The organism is Streptomyces sp. NPDC048584 (genome assembly GCF_043199595.1).
GTDB classification, from domain to species: Bacteria; Actinomycetota; Actinomycetes; order Streptomycetales; family Streptomycetaceae; genus Streptomyces; species Streptomyces edwardsiae.
Genome location: NZ_JBICWF010000002.1, coordinates 480,270 through 498,846 on the forward strand (window position 1 = coordinate 480,270; position 18,577 = coordinate 498,846).

Below are 18,577 nucleotides of genomic sequence, written 5' to 3' on the forward strand. Positions count from 1 at the left end.
CTCGGATCAGCCGTGCTTGGCGCGGCTCGCGGCGCGGGCGCGCTCGCGGGCGTCCAGGTTCACCTTGCGGATACGGACCGCCTCCGGGGTGACCTCCACGCATTCGTCGTCGCGGCAGAACTCGAGGGACTGCTCCAGCGACAGCTTGCGTGGCGGGACGATCGCCTCGAAGGAGTCGGCCGAGGACGACCGCATGTTGGTGAGCTTCTTCTCCTTGGTGATGTTGACGTCCATGTCGTCGGAGCGGGAGTTCTCACCGACGATCATGCCCTCGTACACCTCGGTGCCGGGGTCGGTGAAGAGCACCCCGCGCTCCTGGAGGTTGGTCATCGCGAACGCGGTGACCGCACCGGCGCGGTCGGCGACCAGGGAGCCGTTGTTACGGGTGGTGAGGGGCCCGAACCAGGGCTCGTGGCCCTCGTGGATGGAGTGGCCGATGCCCGTACCGCGGGTCTGCGTCAGGAACTCCGTACGGAAGCCGATCAGACCGCGCGAGGGCACCACGAACTCCATGCGCACCCAGCCGGAGCCGTGGTTGGACATGTTGTCCATCCGGCCCTTGCGGACGCCCATGAGCTGGGTGACCGCGCCCATGTGCTCCTCGGGGACGTCGACGGTCATCCGCTCGACCGGCTCGTGGACCTTGCCGTCGACCTCCTTGGTGACCACCTGCGGTTTGCCGATGGTGAGCTCGAAGCCCTCGCGGCGCATCTGCTCGACCAGGATGGCCAGCGCCAGCTCGCCGCGGCCCTGCACCTCCCAGGCGTCGGGGCGCTCGGTGTCCAGGACACGCAGCGAGACGTTGCCGATCAGCTCGCGGTCCAGGCGGTCCTTGACCTGGCGGGCGGTGACCTTGCGGTCCTTGACGGCCGCCTTGTTGTCGGCGCCCTTGCCGGTGCCGCCGCGGCCGACCAGCGGGGAGGTGTTGGTGCCGATGGTCATGGAGATGGCCGGCTCGTCCACCGTGATCAGCGGCAGCGGGACCGGGTTCTCCGGGTCGGCGAGGGTCTCGCCGATCATGATCTCGGGGATGCCCGCGACGGCGCAGATGTCACCGGGCCCGGCCTTCTCGGCGGGCTTGCGGGTGAGCGCCTCGGTCATCATCAGCTCGGAGATGCGCACATTGGAGACGGAACCGTCACGCTTCATCCAGGCGACCGTCTGCCCCTTCCGCAGCTCGCCCTGGTGGACGCGGAGCAGGGCGATACGGCCGAGGAAGTTGTCGGCGTCGAGGTTGGTGACGTGGGCCTGGAGCGGGGCGCCCTCGTCGTAGGTCGGGGCCGGGATGTGCTGCAGGATCGTGGAGAAGAACGGCTCCAGGCTGGTGGAGTCCGCCGGCACCGTGCCGTCCTCGGGCTTGGTGAGGGAGGCCACACCGTCACGGCCGCAGGCGTAGACGATCGGGAACTCGATCTGCTCCTCGTCGGCGTCCAGGTCGAGGAACAGGTCGTACGTCTCGTTGACGACCTCGTCGATCCGGGCGTCCGGGCGGTCCGTCTTGTTGATGCACAGGATGATCGGCAGCCGCTGCTGCAGCGCCTTGCGCAGTACGAAGCGGGTCTGGGGGAGCGGGCCCTCGGAGGAGTCCACCAGCAGCACCACACCGTCGACCATCGACAGGCCGCGCTCGACCTCGCCGCCGAAGTCGGCGTGGCCGGGGGTGTCGATGATGTTGATCGTGATGGGCTCCCCGCCGTCCTTGGGGTGGTACTTCACCGCCGTGTTCTTGGCGAGGATCGTGATGCCCTTCTCACGCTCCAGGTCGTTCGAGTCCATCATGCGGTCGTCGACCTGGTCGAGCTGGTGCGCGGCGAAGGCGCCGGCCTGCTTGAGCATGCCGTCGACGATGGTGGTCTTGCCGTGGTCGACGTGCGCGACGATGGCGACGTTACGGATGTCGTGACGAGTCAGAGACGGTGCCATAAAAGGCGTACTCCCGGAGTGCTGAGGAATGCCCCGCACGAGCGTCTGTGGTGTGCGGGCCCTGCCGGGCTGAACACCACGGCCTCACTCCATGGTACGGGGCCGTCGCGGCGTCCGCCGTCGCGCTCCCTGGCGCCCCACGCGTCACGGGAGGACCGTAAAGTGCTGTTCGGATATCGGTGTGCGCGCGAACACGTTTCGGACATGTAAACAAAAAGGTGTACCTAATTGTCCGAATTGCCGTTTTCTCTCTGAGGGTGTCAAGCGCGCGTAGGTGTCAATCTTTGCAATTTTCGCTCAAAATATGAACGGTAGGGAGATCCCTATGCCTTCCGCCCTTGACGCGCGTTGACTGTCTTGGCGAAAGTTCCCCCAAACCACAGAACCTGCCGGTATCTGTGCTGCGCTCAACTCTCCAACCCCCCGGGGGACGAACACGATGACCAGTCCAATCAAGGCCGAGGACTCCGGGTCCGCGGCTGTCTTGGACCCTGAGCTCGCGGCGACCACCGAAAACACGGTCGCCAAGGGCGTCAAGCAGCCCGAGGGTCGTTCCCCCGGCCAGTTGATGTGGCAGCGCTTCAAGCGCGACCGTACCGGAGTCGTCTCCGCGTGTGTGGTGATTTTCTTCTTCGTGGTATCCGCCTGCGCCCCGCTCATCGCGAAGGCGTACGGCAAGAACCCCTACACGCTGTACGCCCAGGAGCCGGACTTCCCGTTCCTCCTGGACGACTTCGCCATGCCCACCGGTTCCTTCGGTGGCATGTCGGGAGACTTCTGGTTCGGCGTGGAGCCCAAGCTCGGCCGTGACGTGTTCACCATGCTGCTGTACGGCATGCGGACCTCGCTGTACATGGCCGTGGTCGTGACGCTGCTCAGCGTGCTGACAGGCGTGATCATCGGCATGGTCGGCGGCTACTTCGGCGGACGGGTCGACTACTGGCTCGGCCGGGTCACGGACTTCTTCCTGGGCTTCCCGCAGCAGTTGTTCTTCATCGCCTTCATGCCTGTCGTGACCGCGATGTTCGTCGACCCGCAGGACGAGACCCCCACCTACCTGCGGGCCGTCGCGATCATCCTGGTGATGTGGTTCCTCGGCTGGATGGGCCTGTCCCGTCTGGTGCGCAGTTCCGTGCTGTCGCTGGCTGACAGGGAGTTCGTGGAGGCGGCCAAGGTGTCCGGTGCCTCTCCCACGCGCATCGTGCGCAAGGAGATCCTGCCGAACATCGTCACACCGATCCTGGTGCAGGCCACCTACATCCTCCCGAGCACGATCCTCACCATCGCCTTCCTCTCCTTCATCGGTGTCGGCTTCGTGGAGCCGACACCGGACTGGGGCCGGATGTTCAAGACCGGCACCGAGGTGTACGAGCAGGACCCGATGTTCCTGCTCTTCCCGGGAGCGGCGCTGGTGATCTTCGTTCTAGCCTTCAACCTTCTCGGAGACTCCGTCCGGGACGCTTTCGACCCCAAGACCGGACGGTAATCGTCCATTGGTGGTGGGGGAGCTGCCGCCCCCGTGCCGGGACACCGGACCGTCAGGCAGCACTCGTGGACAACTAACGACAGGTAGGTGCATCGGCATCATGAAGCCCATCAGAACGCGCACCGCGCGTGCCATCGCTGTGGCCATCGTGGCTGGTTCTCTGGCTCTGACCGGCTGCTCCAGCGACAACGGCGGCGGCAGCAAGGGCAAGGACGACTCGAAGCAGCAGAAGGACGCCGCCGAGCAGCAGGACCCTGTCGCCTACGGTGACGCCGCCGCCTCCAACGGCCCCGCCGAGGAGGTCGCCGGCGCCAAGCCCGGTGGCTTCATCAATGTCTACATGCAGTCGGACCTGTCCCACATGGACCCGGGTCAGATCTACGTCAGCGACGCCGGCCAGTTCGCCAACCTGGTCCACCGCGGCCTGACGAACTACCAGGAGGACGAGAAGGGCAACCTGACCGTCGTCGGTGACATAGCCACCGACTCCGGCAAGTCCTCCGACGGCGGCAAGACCTGGACGTACACGCTCAAGGACGGCGTCAAGGACGAGGACGGCAACGCCATCACCTCGGCCGACGTCCGCCACACCATCGAGCGCCAGTACTCGAAGGTCATCTTCGACGGTCCGACGTACGTCCAGACCTGGCTGTCGGGCGCCGACTACCGCAAGGCGCTGCCGGACGGCCCGTACAAGGGCAAGCACCTGCCGGACTCCGTGCTGGAGACCCCGGACGACAAGACGGTCGTCTTCCACTTCGACCAGCCGCGCCCGGACCTCCCGCAGGCCATGGCCATGGCCGGTTACGCCATCGTGCCCGAGAAGCAGGACACGAAGGAGAAGTACGACGACGCCCCCGCCGCGCTCGGCCCCTACAAGATCGCCGAGTACAAGCCGGGCAAGTCGATGAAGCTGGTCAAGAACGACCAGTGGGACCCGAAGACGGACTCGGTGCGCCACCAGTACGTCGACGGCTACAACTTCACCAGCACCGTCGCGCAGGCCAGCCAGACCAAGCGTCTGGTGGCCGACCAGGGCGAGGCCAAGAACGCCATCCAGTTCACCGACTCGGTGGACCCGGCGCAGATGTCCGCGGTGATCAGCAACGCGGAGAGCAAGAAGCGCACCATCCAGGGCTACCAGCCCTACGTGTGGCAGCTGACCTTCAACCTGGACCGCGTCAAGGACAAGAAGATCCGCGACGCGATCACCTACGCCATCCCGAACCAGTCCATGGTCCAGGCGGACGGTGGCCGCTACGGCGGTGAGGTCGCCGGCGGTCTGCTCGCCCCGACCCTGCCGAACTTCGACCCGACCTACGACCCGTTCGGCAAGCTGAAGAAGCCCAACGGTGACATCGCGAAGGCGAAGGAGCTGCTGAAGGAGGCGGGTGTCAAGGAGGGCACGAAGCTCACCTACGCCTACTCCAACACCCCGCGCGGCCAGGCCCAGCAGGTCATCATCAAGGACGCGCTCGCCAAGATCGGCTTCGACGTCCAGGCCAAGGAGATCGACCGGGCCAGCTTCTACGAGCAGGTCGGCAAGCTGGACAACCCGTACGACATCTACATGACCGGCTGGGGCCAGGACTGGTCGTCGCCGTCCACCGTCATCACGCCCGTCTACGACGGCACGCAGGTCCAGGACGGTGCGTCGAACTACTCGCACATCGACGACGAGCAGGTCAACGAGCTGATCCAGAAGGCCCTGACGCAGGAGCCGGAGGAGGCCGCCAAGACCTGGGAGCAGGCGCACAAGCGCATCGTCGAGGAGATCAACCCGGCTGCCCCGGTCTACTACTCCAAGCAGATCCAGCTCTTCGGATCGAACATCGGTGGCGCCAAGTACAGCACCGAGTCGAGCTACATCGACATCAACGATCTGTACCTGAAGCAGCCGTAAGCCGTCAGTTCGGCTGACCGCGGGGGTGCGCGCCAGGCGGAGCGCACCCCCGCGGACGGTTCCCCCTCCCCGCCGCCGCGTTTCGAAGAGAGCATTCACCCGCCATGCTTCAGTTCCTCATCCGCAGGCTGATCGGCGCCCTCGTCATCTTGTTTTTGATCGGCGCCTTCACGTTCTTCCTGTTCTATACGGTCCCCCAGGACTTCGCTGCGCTGTCCTGCGGCAAGAACTGCTCGCCCGAGAACCTCGCGGTGATCCGGGAGAACCTGGGCCTGGACAAGCCCATCACCACCCAGTTCTGGGAGTTCATGTCGGGCATCGTGTCCGGCCGCGACTTTGCTACGGGACACTGCTCCGCGCCCTGCCTCGGGCAGTCCTTCGACACCAACGAGTTCGTCTGGGACTCGATCATGGACCGTTTCCCGCTGACGCTGTCGCTGACCGTCGGTGGTCTGGTGATCTTCCTGATCATCGGTCTCGGCTCGGGTCTGCTCGCCGCCTGGAAGCGCGGCACCATGGTCGACAAGCTCGTCTCCGGTTCCTCGATCGTGCTCAGCTCGTTCCAGATCTACCTGCTCGGCCCGATCATCCTCGGCATCTTCGTCTACAGCTCGGGCATCCTGGAATTCCCCAAGTACCACGAGTTCACCGACAACCCGGCCACCTGGGCGCTCGGCCTGCTCATCCCCTGGATAGTGATGGCCACCATCTTCACCGCCCAGTACACTCGTATGTCGCGCTCGACCATGATCGAGCAGCTCCAGGAGGAGCACGTCCGCACCGCGCGCGCCAAGGGCATGCGTCAGCGGTACGTCTTCTTCCGCTACGCATGGCGGGGCTCGCTGATCCCGATCGTGACCATCCTGGGCATGGACCTCAGCTCGCTGCTCTCCGGAGCGGTGGTCACGGAGTTCACTTTCGACCTGGCCGGCATCGGCCGTCTCGCGGTGGAGTCCTCGCTGACGAAGGACCTGCCGGTGACGATGGGCGTCATGCTGTTCGGGGCGTTCTTCATCCTGCTTCTGAACATCCTCGTCGACCTCGCCTACGCGTTCATCGACCCGCGCGTGCGGCTCAGCTAGGAGTAACCCCGTGACCACTCTGACCAAGACCGAAGGGGAGAAGGTCCCGACCGGGCCGGACTCCTTCCTCTCGGTCCGCGACCTGCGGGTGCGGTTCTCCACTGAGGACGGCATCGTCAAGGCGGTCGACGGACTGTCCTTCGACGTCGAACGCGGCAAGACCCTCGGCATCGTGGGCGAGTCGGGCTCCGGCAAGTCCGTGACCAACCTGACCGTGCTCGGGCTCCACAACCCCAAGTCCTCCACCGTCGAGGGCGAGATCCTCCTCGAGGGGCAGGACCTGGTCACCGCCTCCGAGAAGGAGATGGAGAAGCTCCGCGGCAACAAGGTCGCGATGATCTTCCAGGACCCGCTGACGGCGCTCTCGCCGTACTACACGGTGGGCCGGCAGATCGCCGAGCCGTACATGAAGCACACCGGCGCCTCCAAGAAGGAGGCGCGGGCGCGGGCCATCGAGATGCTGACCAAGGTCGGCATCCCGCAGCCCAAGACGCGTGTGGACGACTACCCGCACCAGTTCTCCGGCGGTATGCGCCAGCGCGCCATGATCGCCATGGCGCTGGTCTGCGACCCCGACCTGCTGATCGCCGACGAGCCGACCACGGCCCTCGACGTGACGGTCCAGGCGCAGATCCTCGATCTGCTCAAGGACCTCCAGCAGGAGTTCGGCTCCGCGATCATCTTCATCACCCACGACCTCGGCGTCATCTCCGACATGGCCGACGACCTGCTGGTGATGTACTCGGGCCGGGCCGTGGAGCGCGGCAGCGTCCGTGAGGTGCTGCGCGAGCCCAAGCACCCCTACACCTGGGGTCTGCTCAGCTCGATGCCGCGCCTCGGCGGCGACACCGAGCAGGCGCTGAACCCGATCCCCGGGTCCCCGCCCAGCCTGCTGAACCCGCCCTCCGGCTGCCCCTTCCACCCGCGCTGCGCCTTCACGGACCAGGTGTCGGGGGACCGCTGCAGCACCGAGCGCCCGGCGCTCGGCGAGGGCCGCGCCGCCGCCTGTCATCTGACGGCGGAGCAGAAGCAGACCATCTTCTTCGACACGATCCAGCCCCGGCTGCGCTAGGGAGAGATCCGAGACATGAGCGACAACCTCACCCTCCCCGCACAGCAGGGCTCCACCGGGGCGTCCAGCGAGACGCTGCTGAAGGTGGAGGGCCTGACCAAACACTTCCCGATCTACGGCGGCTTCCCGATCAAACGGAAGGTCGGCGCCGTCCAGGCCGTCGACAACGTCGACCTGACCGTCGGCGTCGGCGAGAGCGTCGGCCTGGTGGGTGAGTCGGGCTGCGGCAAGTCGACCACGGGCCGGCTCATCACCCGGCTCCTGGAGCCGACCGGCGGCAGGATCGAGTACGCGGGCCAGGACATCACGCACGCCTCGCGGCGGCAGATGGCGTCCGTGCGGTCGGAGATCCAGATGATCTTCCAGGACCCGTACTCGTCGCTGAATCCGCGGCAGACCGTCGGCACCATCATCAAGTCGCCGATGGAGGTCAACGGGATCGACCCGGCGGGCGGCCGGGAGAAGAAGGTCCGCGAGCTGCTCGAGCTCGTCGGCCTCAACCCCGAGCACTACAACCGCTTCCCGCACGAGTTCTCCGGCGGTCAGCGCCAGCGCATCGGCGTCGCCCGCGCGCTCGCGCTGAACCCGAAGCTGATCGTGGCGGACGAGCCGGTCTCCGCGCTCGACGTGTCGATCCAGGCGCAGGTCGTCAACCTGCTGCAGAAGGTCCAGGACGAGCTGGGCATCGCCTTCCTGTTCATCGCGCACGACCTCGCGGTGGTCCGGCACTTCTCGCATCGCGTGGCCGTGATGTACCTCGGCAAGGTCGTCGAGGTCGGTGACCGGGACTCCATCTACAACCGGCCCCGGCACCCGTACACGCACGCCCTGCTGTCGGCCGTGCCCGAGGTGGCGATGGACGACGAGGCGGAGAACCGGGAGCGCATCCGGCTCTACGGCGACGTGCCCTCGCCGATCTCGCCGCCGTCCGGCTGCCGCTTCCGCACCCGCTGCTGGAAGGCGCAGGACAAGTGCGCGACGGAGGAGCCGCCGCTGCTGCAGATCTCCGGCAACCGTGAGGGTCACCTGACGGCCTGCCACTTCCCGGAGGACCCCAGCACGGAGGCGCGCGGCGAGGACGTCGTCCTCGACCCGGCGCTGAAGGCCCTGGAGGAGACCGCCGCGAAGAAGGACTGACCCGGCGTCGGACACGGCGGCTGCCGCCCGCCCCTCACGGGGGTGGACGGCAGCCGCCGTTTTCGTGCAAACGGCTGGAGTCCGCCCCGTACAGGTGCCGTGCACGTGCGTGCCACCCCCCTTGCCCCGATATTGGCGGAAAGGATCAGCGCGCGTACTCAGCACACGTACGAGGAGGCACCCATGCGCGGAGCCACACACGCCGGATGGGCCGTCTGCGCGGTGGCGGTCGCCCTGGCCGCGACCGCCTGCGGAGGCGGCGGGGACGGCGGCAGCGGGGACGCCGGTGCCGTACTGAGCGCCTCCTGGGGCGACCCGCAGAACCCGCTGGAGCCGGCCAACACCAACGAGGTCCAGGGCGGCAAGGTCCTCGACATGATCTTCCGGGGGCTGAAGCGGTACGACCCCGTCACCGGCGAGGCCAAGGACATGCTCGCCGAGAAGATCGAGACCTCCGACTCGCGGAACTTCACCGTCACCGTCAAGGACGGCTGGACCTTCAGCAACGGCGAGAAGGTCACCGCCCAGTCCTTCGTCGACGCCTGGAACTACGGCGCGAGTCTGAAGAACAACCAGCGCAACTCGTACTTCTTCGGCTACATCGAGGGCTACGACAAGGTCCACCCCGAGGACGGCGGCGAGCAGACCGCGGACACCCTGTCCGGGCTGAAGGTCACCGGCGACCTCACCTTCACCGTCAAGCTCACCCAGACGTTCTCGACGTTCCCCGACACCCTCGGCTACAACGCCTTCGCCCCGCTGCCGAAAGCCTTCTTCGACGACCACGACGCCTGGGTGAAGAAGCCCGTCGGCAACGGCCCCTACCTGGTCGACACGTACACCCGTGGCTCCCAGATGGCGCTGCGCAAGTGGGACGACTACCCGGGCTCCGACAAGGCGCAGAACGGCGGCGTCGACCTCAAGGTCTACACCGACAACAACACCGCCTACACCGATCTGCTGGCCGGCAACCTCGACCTGGTGGACGACGTGCCCGCCGCCCAGCTGAAGAACGTCAAGAACGACCTCGGCGACCGCTACCTCAACACCCCCGCCGGCATCATCCAGACCCTCGCCTTCCCGTTCTACGACGACGCCTGGAACCAGTCCGGCTCGGCGAAGGTCCGCCAGGGCCTGTCGATGGCGATCGACCGGGGGCAGATCACCGACACGATCTTCCAGAAGACCCGCACCCCCGCCACCGACTGGACCTCACCCGTCCTCGGCAAGGACGGCGGCTTCCAGGACGGCCTGTGCGGCGAGTTCTGCGAGTTCAACCCCGACGAGGCGAAGAAGCTCATCCAGGAGGGCGGCGGGCTGCCCGGCGGCAAGGTGACCATCACCTACAACGCCGACACCGGCTCGCACCGTGAATGGGTCGACGCCGTCTGCAACTCCATCAACAACGCGCTGGACAACGAGCGCGCCTGCACCGGCAACCCGGTCGGCACCTTCGCCGACTTCCGCAACCAGATCACCCAGCAGAAGATGAGCGGCCCCTTCCGCGCCGGCTGGCAGATGGACTACCCGCTCATCCAGAACTTCCTGCAGCCGCTCTACTACACCAACGCCTCCTCCAACGACGGCAAATGGTCCGACGAGAAGTTCGACGGCCTCGTCGACCAGGCCAACCGGGAGACCGACCAGCCCAAGGCCATCGGCCTGTTCCAGCAGGCCGAGGAGGTCGTCCGCGACAACATGGCCGCCATCCCGCTCTGGTACCAGAACGGCAGCGCCGGCTGGTCGGACCGGCTCTCCGACGTCAAGCTCAACCCCTTCAGCGTCCCCGTCTACGACCAGATCAAGGTGAGCTGAGCCGCCATGGGGCGCTATGTCGTCCGGCGGCTGCTCCAGATGATCCCGGTGTTCATCGGGGCCACGCTGCTGATCTTCCTCATGGTCAACGTGATGGGCGACCCCATCGCGGGCCTGTGCGGTGAACGCCGCTGCGACCCGGCCACCGCCGCACAGCTGGAGCGGGAGTTCGGTCTCGACAAGCCCGTATGGCAGCAATACCTGACCTACATGGGGAACGTCTTCACCGGCGACTTCGGCACCGCGTTCAACGGCCAGGAGGTCACCGAGCTGATGTCGACGGCGTTCCCCGTCACCATCCGGCTCACTCTCATCGCGATCCTCTTCGAGATCGTCATCGGCATCACCCTCGGCGTGGTCACCGGACTGCGCCGGGGCCGCCCCGTCGACACCGGCGTCCTGCTGCTCACCCTCGTCGTCATCTCCGTGCCCACCTTCGTCACCGGCCTGCTGCTGCAACTGCTGCTCGGCGTGAAGTGGGGGTGGATCCGGCCCTCGGTCTCCTCCGAGGCGCCCTTCGACGAGCTGATCCTGCCCGGCCTGGTCCTCGCCTCCGTCTCCCTGGCCTACGTCACCCGGCTGACCCGTACCTCCATCGCCGAGAACCGGCGCTCCGACTACGTCCGTACCGCCATCGCCAAGGGACTGCCCCGCCGCCGGGTGGTCGTCCGGCACCTGCTGCGCAACTCCCTCATCCCGGTGGTCACGTTCATCGGCGCCGACATCGGCTTCCTCATGGGCGGCGCCATCGTCACCGAGCGGATCTTCAACATCCACGGCGTGGGCTACCAGCTCTACCAGGGCATCCTGCGGCAGAACACCCAGACCGTCGTCGGTTTCGTCACCGTGCTCGTCCTGGTCTTCCTGGTCGCCAACCTCGTCGTCGACCTGCTCTACGCCGTACTCGACCCGAGGATCCGCTATGCCTGACGGACGCCACGAAGAGGAACAGGCCATCGCCGGGACCGGAATGGGCGGCACCATGGACCTGGGCGTCGACGAGGCCGAGACGCTGGAGAAGCGGCCGGGCCCGGACGGCGCCGGGCCCGAGGACAAACCCCGCTCCCTGTGGTCCGACGCCTGGCGCGACCTGCGCCGCAACCCCGTCTTCATCCTCTCCGGCCTCGTCATCCTCTTCCTCGTCTTCATCTCCCTGTGGCCCTCGGCGATCACCTCCGGCAGCCCCCTCAAGTGCGACCTGTCCAAAGCCCAGGAGGGCTCCCAGTCCGGCCATCCCTTCGGCTTCGACGGCCAGGGCTGCGACGTCTACACCCGGACCGTCTACGGGGCCCGTACGTCCGTCGCCGTCGGCGTGCTGGCCACCCTGGGCGTGGCGGTCCTCGGGAGCGTCCTGGGGGCCCTGGCGGGCTTCTTCGGGGGCGTCTCGGACTCCGTCCTGTCCCGCATCACCGACGTCTTCTTCGCGATCCCCGTCGTCCTCGGCGGACTGGTGCTGCTCTCCGTCATCACCAGCAACACCATCTGGCCCGTCATCGGCTTCATCGTGCTGCTCGGCTGGCCGCAGATCTCCCGCATCGCCCGCGGCGCCGTCATCACCGCCAAACAGAACGACTACGTGCAGGCCGCGCGGGCGCTCGGCGCCTCCAACTCCCGTCTGGTGCTGCGGCACATCGCGCCCAACGCCGTCGCCCCGGTCATCGTCGTCGCGACCATCGCGCTCGGCACCTACATCGCGCTGGAGGCGACCCTGTCGTACCTCGGCGTCGGTCTGAAGCCGCCCAGCGTCTCCTGGGGCATCGACATCTCCGCCGCCTCCCCGTACGTCCGCAACGCCCCGCACGCGCTGCTGTGGCCCTCCGGGGCGCTCGCGATCACCGTCCTGGCGTTCATCATGCTCGGCGACGCGGTGCGCGACGCCCTCGACCCGAAGCTGAGGTGAGCGGCCGTGCTGCTCGAAGTGCGCGACCTGCACGTGGAGTTCCGCACCCGGGACGGGATCGCCAGGGCCGTCAACGGCGTCAGCTACGGCGTCGACGCGGGCGAGACCCTCGCCGTGCTCGGCGAGTCCGGCTCCGGCAAGTCGGTGACCGCGCAGGCCGTCATGGGCATCCTCGACATCCCGCCCGGCCGGATCACCGGCGGCGAGGTGATCTTCCAGGGCCGGGACCTGCTGAAGCTGAAGGAGGAGGAGCGGCGCAAGGTCCGCGGCGCCGAGATGGCGATGATCTTCCAGGACGCGCTGTCGTCGCTGAACCCCGTCATCTCCGTCGGCGACCAGCTCGCCGAGATGTTCACCGTGCACCGGGGCATGTCCCGGAAGGACGCGCGGGCGAGGGCCGTCGAGCTGATGGACCGTGTACGCATCCCGGCCGCGCGGGAGCGGGTCAGGCAGTACCCGCACCAGTTCTCCGGCGGTATGCGCCAGCGCATCATGATCGCCATGGCGCTGGCCCTGGAACCGGCCCTGATCATCGCCGACGAACCGACCACGGCCCTCGACGTCACCGTCCAGGCGCAGGTCATGGAACTGCTCGCGGAACTCCAGCGCGAGCTGCGCATGGGCCTCATCCTCATCACCCACGACCTGGGCGTGGTCGCCGACGTCGCCGACCGCATCGCCGTGATGTACGCGGGCCGGATCGTCGAGTCCGCCCCCGTCCACGACATCTACAAGGCGCCGGCCCACCCGTACACGCGCGGCCTCCTCGACTCCATCCCCCGCCTGGACCAGAAGGGCCAGGAGCTCTACGCCATCAAGGGCCTGCCGCCCAGCCTCATCCACATCCCGCCGGGCTGCGCCTTCCACCCCCGCTGCCCGCTGGCCCGGGACGTCTGCCGCACCGACGAGCCGCCGCTGTACGAGGTCTCGGCGACGCGGGGGAGCGCGTGCCACTTCTGGAGGGAGTGCCTGAATGGCTGAGCCGATCCTGGAGGTCCGTGACCTCGTCAAGCACTACCCGCTGACCCAGGGCATCCTCTTCCGCAAGCAGATCGGCGCCGTACGGGCCGTCGACGGCGTGGACTTCGCCCTCGGCCGGGGCGAGACCCTCGGCATCGTCGGAGAGTCCGGCTGCGGCAAGTCGACGGTCGCGAAGATGCTGGTCAACCTCGAACGTCCGACGGGCGGTTCGATCCGCTACAAGGGCGAGGACATCACCCGTCTCTCGGGCCGTGCGCTGAAGGCGGTACGCCGCAACATCCAGATGGTGTTCCAGGACCCGTACACCTCCCTCAACCCCCGTATGACGGTGGGCGACATCATCGGGGAGCCGTACGACATCCACCCCGAGGTCGCGCCCAAGGGGGACCGGCGGCGGAAGGTGCAGGAGCTGCTGGACGTCGTCGGCCTCAACCCGGAGTACGTCAACCGCTATCCGCACCAGTTCTCCGGCGGCCAGCGCCAGCGCATCGGCATCGCCCGGGGGCTGGCGCTGCGCCCCGAGGTGATCGTCGCCGACGAGCCGGTCTCCGCGCTGGACGTGTCGGTACAGGCCCAGGTCGTCAACCTGATGGACCGGCTGCAGAGCGAGTTCGGTCTCGCGTACGTGTTCATCGCGCACGACCTCTCGATCGTCCGGCACATCTCCGACCGGGTCGCGGTGATGTACCTCGGCCGGATCGTGGAGACCGGCACCGACACCGAGATCTACGAACACCCCACGCACCCGTACACCCAGGCCCTGCTCTCCGCCGTCCCCGTACCGGACCCCGAGGCGCGGGAGCACCGCGAGCGGATCATCCTCACCGGCGACGTCCCGTCCCCGACGAACATCCCCTCCGGCTGCCGCTTCCGCACCCGCTGCTGGAAGGCACAGGAGCGCTGCGCCCTGGAGGTGCCGGCGCTCGCGGTACCGGCCTGGTTCGACGAGGCGGGCGGCCCGGCGGCGCACGACTCGGCCTGCCACTTCGCGGCGGAGAAACAGGTCGTGCCGGTGGAGAAGGACGGCGACGGGCCGGGGGAGAGACGCGGCGGCGGACCGGTGGAGAAGGACGGCGACGGGCCGGGGTGACATGGCGGCACCCCGGCCCGTTTACGGCACCCGCACGGCCGTACGCTGATCAGCGTGCCGTGTCCGTATATCGGTACCGCTTCCGTGGGGTTGCGTGTGCGTTAACGCGTCTCGTCCCCGTCCGCGAGCCCCAGCGAGCGCTTCAGGAAGCCGAGTTGGAGCAGGAGGAGGTTCTCGGCGACCTCCTCCTGCGGGGTCATGTGGGTGACGCCGGACAGGGGGAGCACCTCGTGCGGGCGGCCGGCCGCCAGCAGGGCGGAGGACAGCCGCAGAGAGTGGGCGACCACCACGTTGTCGTCCGCGAGGCCGTGGATGATCATCATCGGGCGGTGCGGTGCGGCGGCGTCCACGAGGCCCGCGTCGTCGATGACGGAGTTGCGGCGGTACACCTCGGGCTGCTCGTCCGGGTGGCCGATGTAACGCTCCTGGTAGTGGGTGTCGTAGAGGCGCAGGTCGGTGACCGGCGCGCCCACCACGGCCGCGTGGAAGACGTCGGGGCGGCGCAGCGCGGCGAGGGCCGCCAGGTAGCCGCCGAAGGACCAGCCCCGGACGGCGACCCGGTCCAGGTCGAGCGGGAAGTCGGCGGCGAGTGCCCGGAGCGCGTCCACCTGGTCCTGGACGACGATGCCGGCGAGGTCGTCCCGGACGGACTTCTCCCAGGCGGGCGAACGGCCGGGCGTGCCGCGCCCGTCCGCGACGATCACCGCGAACCCCTGGTCGGCGAACCACTGCGAGGTGAGATGCGGGTTGTGGGCGGCGAGCACCCGCTGGCCGTGCGGACCGCCATAGGGGTCCATGAGCACCGGCAGAAGGGTGTCACCGGCGTAGTCCCGAGGCATAAGCACGGCGCACGGAATCTGGCGTGCGCCCCCCTGGGCCAAGGTCAGGCGAGGGGACATACCGGGGTCTTCGGCATATGACGGGACAGTCGCCGTCGGTTTCCCGTCACGCAGCACCTGGACCCGCGAACCTGGCCGGTCCGGGGTCGCGGAGACGAGTACGGTCACGCTCCCGGCGCGGATCGCCGAGTGTACGCCGGGCTCCTGCGAGACCCGCTCCACGCCGAGTTCGTTCACCCGGTAGACGTGCACCTCGCCGAGTTCCGGATCGGCCGCCTCCTCGCCCGCCGACGCCGAGACCAGCACATCGTCGTCGGAGACGTCCAGCACGGCCCGGATGTGCAACTGCGGTCCGGTGAGCGGTCGTTCACCTACGGCGAGTCGTCGTGCACCCCCCTCGTCCGCGATCCGTACCAACTGCCCGGAAGGGCTCCAGCAGGGCACCCCGGGGAAAAGTTCCAGCCAAGTTGGATCTTCGTCGGCGTGCACCATCCGGGTCGCCCCGGAGCCCGGGTCCACCGCCAGGATCAGCTGGCCGCGCTGGTCGCGCGCCTGTACGAGCAACTGCGGCGCACCCGCCGCTGACCAGTGCACACGCGCCAGATACGGGTACCGTGCCCGGTCCCAGGAGACCTCCGTGCGATGGCCGTCGAGGTCGATCACGAACAGCCGTACATCCGCGTTCGGGGTGCCGGCCGCCGGGTACGGCACCCGCTGCGGCTCCCGGTCGGGATGCGCCGGGTCGGAGATCCACCAGCGCCGTACCGGCGTGTCGTCCACGCGCGCCACCAGCAGCCGGTCCGACTCCGGGGCCCACCAGAAGCCCCGCGAGCGGCTCATCTCCTCGGCCGCGATGAACTCCGCCAGCCCGTAGGTGACGTTCTCCGACTCCGGGGTGGCGAGGGCGCGTTCGCCCGCCCCCTCGGCCTCCACGACCCGCAGCGCGCCCCGCGAGAAGTAGGCGACGTACCGCCCGTCGGGTGAGGGCCGGGGGTCGATCACCGGTCCGGGGACCCGCAGTTCACGCGCCGTGCCGGCCCGCAGCTCGGCCGTGAAAAGCCGCCCTGACAAGGCGAAAGACGCCAACTCCACTGCTCCGTCGGTGGCGTAGCCGACGATGCCGGCACCGCCCTCACGGCTGCGCTCGCGGCGTGCCCGCTCCTCTGCGGGGAGGTTCTCGAGGGCCCCGCCGAGGAGGGCGTGCGGGTCGGCCGCCACGCGCTCCCCGCCCCCTTCCGTATCGAGGACCCACAGCGAATTCGCCCGGTCCGTACCGGAACCGGAGCGCAGGAACGCGACACGTGAACCGTCCGGGGCCACGCTGAACGAACGCGGCGCGCCGAGGGTGAAGCGGAGGGTGCGGGCGTGCCGTCGGGGGAAGGAGTCCGTCTCGGTCGTCATGCCTTGACCATATTGGCCATGCGCCCCCTTGTGCGGCCGTGCGCCGATCGATGCGCACGTACGGATAGTTATGATCGTTAGCGCATAGTGGGTATGAACCTGCTGGCTGCTGTGTCGCTTTCCCTGCCCCCATGTTCCTACGTCCCCCTTACCCCCGCGCCCTGGGACCTTTGGAGGTGAACCGCCGTGGCACTTTCGATTTCGGCGGTGGTGCTGCTGGCGATCATCGTCTTCCTGCTGATCAAGAAGTCGGGCCTCAAAGCAGGGCACGCCGTGGTGTGCATGCTGCTCGGCTTCTACATGGCCTCGTCGACGATGGCGCCCACGATCAGCGAGTTGACGACCAACATTGCGGGGATGATCGGCAGCATCAACTTCTGAGCGGCCCGTCTTCCGGCCGGGCCCCGAGGCACGTCCCGGGAGCCGGCCGGAGTCCACGTCGCGTCGGCCCCTCGCGTGTTACCCGCCGGTAGGGAATGATGGCGGGTACTTGTCCACGCGTTCAGGGGCGGAGCCGACGGTGACGACTTCCGAGGAACAGAGCGAGGTACGGACCAGGGTGCACGTCTTCCGGGACGACGCCCTGGGCGACCATGACGCGGTCGGTCTGGCCGACGCGATCAGGCGGCGCGAGGTCGGTGCCGCCGAAGCCGCCCGTGACGCGGCCGCGCGCGTCCGTGCCGTGGAGTCCCGGCTGCACGCGGTCCAGGTCCACCTCGACGCCCCGGCGTACGGCGGCGGCGACGGCGCGCTGTCGGGCGTGCCGGCCTTCGTCAAGGACAACACCGACTACCTGGGCCTGCCCACCGGCCACGGCAGCGCCGCCTTCGCGCCCCGCACCGCCCGGCGGCACGCCCCCTTCACCCGCCAGTTCCTGAGCACCGGCGTCACGGTGCTCGGCAAGACCCGGCTGCCCGAGTTCGGCTTCAGCCCGAGCACGGAGTACGAGGACGCCGACCCGGTCCGCAACCCGTGGCACACGGACCATTCGGCGGGCGGCTCCTCGGGCGGCAGCGCGGCCCTCGTCGCCGCGGGCGCGGTCCCGATCGCGCACGCCAACGACGGCGGCGGTTCGATCCGCATCCCCGCCGCCTGCTGCGGACTCGTGGGCCTGAAGCCGACCCGCGGCCGGGTGGTGGCGAACGCGCAGGGCCGTCAACTGCCCATCGACCTGGTGACGGACGGCGTCCTCACCCGCTCGGTACGCGACAGCGCGGCGTTCCTGGCGGCGGCCGAACGGCACTGGCGGAACCCGAAGCTGCCGCCCGTCGGCCTGGTCGAGGGCCCCGCCGCCCGCCGTCTGCGCATCGGCCTCCTGGTGGACTCCCCGAACGGCGTCACCTCCGACGCGGACACCCGGGAGGCGGTGACGGAGACGGCCCGACGGCTGAGCGGGCTCGGCCACACCGTGGAACCGGTGTCCCTCGCCATCGACCCGCACTTCACCGACGACTTCCTCACCTACTGGGGCCTGCTGTCGTTCCTGATCGGCGTCACCGGCCGGACCCTGGGCACGGATTTCGACCGCCGCCGTATGGACGGGCTGAGCAGGGGCCTGCGCGAGATGTACGTGAGGTCGTGGCGGACGACGCCGACGGTCCTGCGCCGACTGAAGCGCACCCGCGAGGCATACGCGGCCGGCTTCCGGGGCCTGGACGTGATCCTCTCCCCGGTGCTGGCCCACACCACCCCGCCGCTGGGCCACCTGAGCCCGGCGGTCCCGTACGTCACCCTGATCGAACGCCTCCTGAACTACGTGGCGTTCACCCCGGTGAACAACGTGGTGGGCACCCCGTCCCTCGCCCTTCCGTCCACGACCACGACGGCCGCCGGCCTCCCCGTCGGCGTGATGCTCTCGGCCCGCCCGGGCGCGGAACGCGCGCTGCTGGAGCTGGCGTTCGAACTGGAGGCGGACCGGCCGTTCCGGCGGCTCCAGGACGTCTGAGGG

General features: G+C 68.4%; 14 protein-coding genes. 12 read left to right on the forward strand and 2 right to left on the reverse strand.

What is annotated here, in order from left to right; all coding sequences use genetic code 11:
* Positions 1-6: 6 nt before the first annotated feature.
* A complete protein-coding gene (gene typA, locus ACGFR9_RS06455; protein ID WP_393203497.1) occupies positions 7-1,923 on the reverse strand; it encodes a translational GTPase TypA in 1,917 nt (638 codons plus the stop codon).
* Between the two features lie 439 nt (positions 1,924-2,362).
* Between typA and ACGFR9_RS06460 the strand changes: the two genes are divergently transcribed.
* The 10 genes from ACGFR9_RS06460 (at position 2,363) to ACGFR9_RS06505 (ending at position 14,389) form a co-directional block, all read left to right on the forward strand.
* Positions 2,363-3,409, forward strand: coding sequence for an ABC transporter permease (locus tag ACGFR9_RS06460; protein ID WP_393203499.1), 1,047 nt, complete (start codon positions 2,363-2,365; stop codon positions 3,407-3,409).
* Between the two features lie 100 nt (positions 3,410-3,509).
* Positions 3,510-5,312: an ABC transporter substrate-binding protein gene (locus tag ACGFR9_RS06465; RefSeq protein ID WP_393203501.1), complete on the forward strand. Its 1,803-nt coding sequence runs from the start codon at positions 3,510-3,512 to the stop codon at positions 5,310-5,312.
* Positions 5,313-5,416: 104 nt separating this feature from the next.
* Entirely contained in the window at positions 5,417-6,394 is a 978-nt protein-coding gene (locus ACGFR9_RS06470; RefSeq protein ID WP_393203503.1) for an ABC transporter permease, read from the forward strand.
* A gap of 10 nt (positions 6,395-6,404) precedes the next feature.
* Positions 6,405-7,466 carry an ABC transporter ATP-binding protein gene (locus ACGFR9_RS06475; RefSeq protein WP_393203505.1) on the forward strand — a complete coding sequence of 354 codons (1,062 nt, stop codon included), beginning with the start codon at positions 6,405-6,407 and terminating at the stop codon, positions 7,464-7,466.
* Positions 7,467-7,481: 15 nt separating this feature from the next.
* Complete coding sequence (locus tag ACGFR9_RS06480) at positions 7,482-8,603, forward strand: ABC transporter ATP-binding protein (RefSeq protein ID WP_393203507.1); 1,122 nt, start codon at positions 7,482-7,484, stop codon at positions 8,601-8,603.
* 183 nt (positions 8,604-8,786) lie between these two features.
* Positions 8,787-10,418 (forward strand): ABC transporter substrate-binding protein, encoded by a 1,632-nt coding sequence (locus ACGFR9_RS06485; protein WP_393203509.1) that lies wholly within the window; start codon positions 8,787-8,789, stop codon positions 10,416-10,418.
* Positions 10,419-10,424: 6 nt separating this feature from the next.
* Positions 10,425-11,348, forward strand: coding sequence for an ABC transporter permease (locus tag ACGFR9_RS06490; RefSeq protein ID WP_393203511.1), 924 nt, complete (start codon positions 10,425-10,427; stop codon positions 11,346-11,348).
* On the forward strand, positions 11,341-12,318 hold the full coding sequence (locus tag ACGFR9_RS06495; protein ID WP_393203513.1) for an ABC transporter permease: 978 nt from the start codon (positions 11,341-11,343) through the stop codon (positions 12,316-12,318). Before ACGFR9_RS06490 ends, ACGFR9_RS06495 begins: the two co-directional genes overlap by 8 nt.
* A gap of 6 nt (positions 12,319-12,324) precedes the next feature.
* Positions 12,325-13,299: an ABC transporter ATP-binding protein gene (locus ACGFR9_RS06500; protein WP_393203515.1), complete on the forward strand. Its 975-nt coding sequence runs from the start codon at positions 12,325-12,327 to the stop codon at positions 13,297-13,299.
* On the forward strand, positions 13,292-14,389 hold the full coding sequence (locus ACGFR9_RS06505) for an ABC transporter ATP-binding protein (RefSeq protein WP_393203517.1): 1,098 nt from the start codon (positions 13,292-13,294) through the stop codon (positions 14,387-14,389). The genes ACGFR9_RS06500 and ACGFR9_RS06505 overlap by 8 nt, the downstream gene beginning before the upstream one ends.
* A gap of 101 nt (positions 14,390-14,490) precedes the next feature.
* Here ACGFR9_RS06505 and ACGFR9_RS06510 read toward each other — a convergent pair whose 3' ends face one another.
* A complete protein-coding gene (locus ACGFR9_RS06510; RefSeq protein WP_393203519.1) occupies positions 14,491-16,629 on the reverse strand; it encodes a prolyl oligopeptidase family serine peptidase in 2,139 nt (712 codons plus the stop codon).
* Positions 16,630-16,815: 186 nt separating this feature from the next.
* On the opposite strand from ACGFR9_RS06510, the gene ACGFR9_RS06515 reads away from it, so the two are divergent.
* Positions 16,816-17,010 carry a hypothetical protein gene (locus ACGFR9_RS06515; protein ID WP_103541817.1) on the forward strand — a complete coding sequence of 65 codons (195 nt, stop codon included), beginning with the start codon at positions 16,816-16,818 and terminating at the stop codon, positions 17,008-17,010.
* Between the two features lie 139 nt (positions 17,011-17,149).
* Positions 17,150-18,574 (forward strand): amidase, encoded by a 1,425-nt coding sequence (locus tag ACGFR9_RS06520; protein WP_393203521.1) that lies wholly within the window; start codon positions 17,150-17,152, stop codon positions 18,572-18,574.
* The last annotated feature ends 3 nt before the right edge of the window (positions 18,575-18,577 follow it).

Excerpts from the sequence above, each read along its gene's own strand:
- ACGFR9_RS06460 (WP_393203499.1), top strand. The coding sequence starts at position 2,363 with ATGACCAGTCCAATCAAGGCCGAGGACTCCGGGTCCGCGGCTGTCTTG.
- ACGFR9_RS06485 (WP_393203509.1), top strand. The coding sequence starts at position 8,787 with ATGCGCGGAGCCACACACGCCGGATGGGCCGTCTGCGCGGTGGCGGTC.
- ACGFR9_RS06465 (WP_393203501.1), top strand. The coding sequence starts at position 3,510 with ATGAAGCCCATCAGAACGCGCACCGCGCGTGCCATCGCTGTGGCCATC.
- ACGFR9_RS06505 (WP_393203517.1), top strand. The coding sequence starts at position 13,292 with ATGGCTGAGCCGATCCTGGAGGTCCGTGACCTCGTCAAGCACTACCCG.
- ACGFR9_RS06510 (WP_393203519.1), bottom strand. The coding sequence starts at position 16,629 with ATGACGACCGAGACGGACTCCTTCCCCCGACGGCACGCCCGCACCCTC.
- ACGFR9_RS06490 (WP_393203511.1), top strand. The coding sequence starts at position 10,425 with ATGGGGCGCTATGTCGTCCGGCGGCTGCTCCAGATGATCCCGGTGTTC.
- ACGFR9_RS06470 (WP_393203503.1), top strand. The coding sequence starts at position 5,417 with ATGCTTCAGTTCCTCATCCGCAGGCTGATCGGCGCCCTCGTCATCTTG.
- ACGFR9_RS06495 (WP_393203513.1), top strand. The coding sequence starts at position 11,341 with ATGCCTGACGGACGCCACGAAGAGGAACAGGCCATCGCCGGGACCGGA.
- ACGFR9_RS06480 (WP_393203507.1), top strand. The coding sequence starts at position 7,482 with ATGAGCGACAACCTCACCCTCCCCGCACAGCAGGGCTCCACCGGGGCG.
- typA (WP_393203497.1), bottom strand. The coding sequence starts at position 1,923 with ATGGCACCGTCTCTGACTCGTCACGACATCCGTAACGTCGCCATCGTC.